We start from the raw sequence: 3,783 nt of genomic DNA, 5'->3' as shown, positions 1-3,783 counted from the left end.
TGATAGATGTTTTTCTGATTGCAGGTCAATCAAATGCCACGCGACAGGGCTAAGTGGCTAACCTGCCCAAAGGATTTATGCCCAACAGCAAGGTGTTGCTTTTTCATTCTGGCCGGCCACATTTGAATAGCGGTGCTGAGCCCTACACCTGGATAACTCTAAGGCCGGCTTCAGAATCTCCCGACAGGTTTGGGCCAGAACTGGGTTTTGGCAACCAGATACAGGCCCTTAATCCGAAATCTGCCATTGCCTTAATCAAACATGCACATACAGGGACAAATCTATATTCTGACTGGAGTCCGGGGGATAGTTCCAAAGATACGCTGAATTGGGGCATTCAATATGCTGTTTTTGTTTCGACCGTTGAATCCGGTTTAAAAGGGCTGCGCAAAATGGGCTATGATCCGGTTATTAAAGGTATGATATGGCAGCAGGGTGAAAGTGATGCTGATAGAAGCGGTGCGGTATCCGAGAATTATGGGAAAAACCTTGCTCATTTTATTAAACGTGTGCGCGAACAGTTTTCCTGCCCGGAAATGATCTTTGTTTACGGTTATATTTATCCCCCGCCAAATATTGGTAAGGGCATTGATTTGGTCCGCAAAGGCCAGTTTGAAGTAGATCAGAATTCGGGCTTTCCGGTTTCGGTTAAGGGCGCTTTTGTCGTACCTACCGAAGACCTTGATCACCGGGCAAACGATTATCATACTCCACTTCCCAATGATTATGTCCATTTCGGTTCTTCGGGTACCTTGGAATTAGGCCGCCGCATGGCGGTAAAAATGGATAACGAACTTAAAAATAATATTGTTCATAAGTTGAAGTAAATACTTTAATAACCAAAAACATGAATACTTTTTTGAAAAAATGGGGTTTGTGTTTTGCCCTTTTGTCCTTTTCTTTTATAACGACGATGGGGGCCAACGGGGAAAGAAACACAACCAATTTTAACAAAGGCTGGAAATTTAATTTAGGCGATGTTCCTGAAGCAAAAAATCCCGGTTTCGATGATTCCAATTGGCGTACCTTAAATTTACCTCATGATTGGAGCATAGAAGGTGAATTCAGTGAGAAAAACCCTGCAGGCACAGGAGGGGGCGCTTTACCCGGCGGTATAGGCTGGTACCGCAAAGAATTTACCGTTTCCCCATCCGAAAAGGGGAAGTCTGTTTCTATTGATTTTGATGGTGTTTACCGTAACTGCGAAGTATGGATTAACGGGCATTACCTGGGCATAAGGCCTTACGGATATTCTTCATTCCGTTATAACCTTACACCTTATCTTTTATACGGAAAGAAAAATGTGATTGCCGTTAAGGTGGACAATTCGGTGCAGCCCAATTCCCGCTGGTATTCAGGTTCGGGAATCTACCGGAATGTATGGCTGGTCTATACCAACAAAGTTGCTGTTGCCCATTGGGGAACCTACATTACCACTCCTGAAATAAAGACTGACCTGGCCAGGGTTCATATTATTACAAAACTGAATAGTGGCAGTGCAATCAATCAACCAGTAGTTCTGAAAACATCGGTGTATAATAAAGAAGGGCAATTGGTGGGCAGTGCATCCTCAAGGGTCATTCTTTCAAAAAAAACTGGTGCTGAAATAAGCCAGAACTTATCCATAAAAGATCCTGTTTTATGGTCGGTTGATCGTCCTTATCTATATAAGGCAGTCTCCCAGGTACAGTGTGGGGGAAAACTAAGTGATGAATACGAAACCTCTTTTGGTATCCGCCATTTTACATTTGACCAACAGAGAGGATTTCTGCTAAATGGACAGCAGATTAAGATAAAAGGGGTTTGCGATCATCACGATTTGGGCTGTCTTGGGGCCGCAATCAACACCCGGGCACTTGAACGCCAGTTGGAAATCCTAAAGGCTATGGGATGCAACGGTATCCGTACTTCCCATAATCCTCCTGCTCCCGAATTACTTGATTTATGCGACAGGATGGGATTCGTCGTAATGGATGAGGCTTTTGATATGTGGAAGAAACAGAAAACAAAATACGACTATCACCTGGATTGGGATAAATGGCATAAGCGCGACCTGGAAGATATGATATTGCGCGACCGCAACCATCCTTCAATCGTTTTATGGAGCATTGGCAATGAAATACCTGAACAGGGAAGCCTGGCAGGTGATACTATTGCCAGGGAACTGGCTTCAATTGTCAAAAAACTGGATGACAGGCCTATTACTTCTGCCTGCAACCATGTGTCAGTTGATAATCATATCATTCGTTCAGGAGCTTTGGATGTTGTGGGAACAAATTATTTTCAAAAAAGGTACCCTGATTTCCCGGCCATGTTCCCGGGTAAACCTTATGTGGCAAGTGAAACTACTTCAGCATTGGCCACAAGGGGAAGTTATGATATGCCCTCTGAATTGATTCGCCGCTGGCCTGTCAGGGAAAAAGGAGTATCTTCCAAAATGAATCCGGATCTTACCTGCTCTGCTTATGATAATTGTTCTGCTCCCTGGGGTTCCACTCATGAAGAAACCTGGAAACTGGTGAAAAAACTGGATTATATGTCGGGCATGTTCATCTGGACAGGTTTTGATTATATAGGAGAACCCACCCCTTATCCCTGGCCTGCAAAAAGTTCCTATTTCGGAATTATTGATTTGGCCGGATTTCCGAAAGATGCCTATTACATGTATCAAAGTGAATGGACCAGCAAACCGGTTTTGCATATTTTCCCGCACTGGAACTGGAATCCCGGTGATACTGTTGATGTCTGGGCTTATTCCAACTGCCAGGAAGTGGAATTGTTCCTGAATGGCAAGTCTTTAGGAACAAAACATAAGGAAGGCGATGCATTGCACCTGCTGTGGCGGGTTCCATATATACCTGGCACATTAAAAGCCGTGGGACGTACTAATGGGGTAGTAGTTCTTACCGATGAGGTCAGAACGGCCAATGCCCCAGCCCGGATTATTCTGAGCACTGACCGCAGCAATATCCATGCTGATGGTTCTGATCTTTCTTTTGTTACCGTGAAGATCGTGGATAAGAACGGGGTGATGGTACCCCGAGCCGGCAATCTCGTGAAATTTAAAATTGAAGGCCCCGGTTTTATTGCAGGAGTCGATAATGGCAATCCTGTAAGCCTCGAATCTTTTAAAGCCAGTGAACGAAAAGCTTTCAATGGTTTATGCCTGGCCGTAGTTCAGGCTAAAGAAAACTCCGGTAAGATTGTCTTAACAGCAACAGGAGATGGTCTGGAACCAGCATCTGTCACCATCGATGCCAGGTAAATAAAATTCTGAAATTTTTGAAAGAGGGGGCAACTATTTTTTGCCCCCTCTTTTTTTATCTGTGGCTGGTTGAATATAAAAGATTGAAGTTTCGCAACTAAATATTTCACTGAACGAAATAAAATATAAAGCCCGTGATTTATTGCCCATCACCCCGCTGTAAGAAGAGGCTAAAACAGGCCGGTAATCTATTAAAATTTTCCAGGATTTTCCTTCGCGAAGCGTTAAAAACAAAATCCTTTTTGACTGCGTACTGTCTGAATGAAGCCGACGTGAGGAGGCGAAATGAGTTGACGCAGTCACAGTCTTTTTTGCTTCCTTTTTGTGACGACAAAAAGGAAGAATAAAGTTTTCAAAGGCAAATACAAACCACGGCAATAAAACCTGCCTTCGACTCCGCTTAGGAAGCAAAAAAATAGTTGAACCATTTCAAACTATCTCAAACTATTTTAAACCATTTCGAATCATTTCGAACCATTTCAGACTATCTTCTAAGCCAGTGTATTAATATTCAATTA

2 protein-coding genes are annotated in these 3,783 nt (G+C 43.4%); both read left to right on the top strand.

Going from position 1 to position 3,783, the window contains the following annotated elements:
* Positions 1-77 precede the first annotated feature (77 nt).
* Positions 78-827: a sialate O-acetylesterase gene (locus Q8907_14150; protein MDP4275413.1), complete on the top strand. Its 750-nt coding sequence runs from the start codon at positions 78-80 to the stop codon at positions 825-827.
* A gap of 20 nt (positions 828-847) precedes the next feature.
* Complete coding sequence (gene galB / locus Q8907_14145; protein ID MDP4275412.1) at positions 848-3,265, top strand: beta-galactosidase GalB; 2,418 nt, start codon at positions 848-850, stop codon at positions 3,263-3,265.
* The last annotated feature ends 518 nt before the right edge of the window (positions 3,266-3,783 follow it).

Source organism: Bacteroidota bacterium, from assembly GCA_030706565.1.
GTDB lineage: Bacteria > Bacteroidota > Bacteroidia > Bacteroidales > JAUZOH01 > JAUZOH01.
The sequence above is the reverse complement of the archived record's forward strand: the minus strand, read 5'-3'. Positions and strand labels throughout refer to the sequence as shown.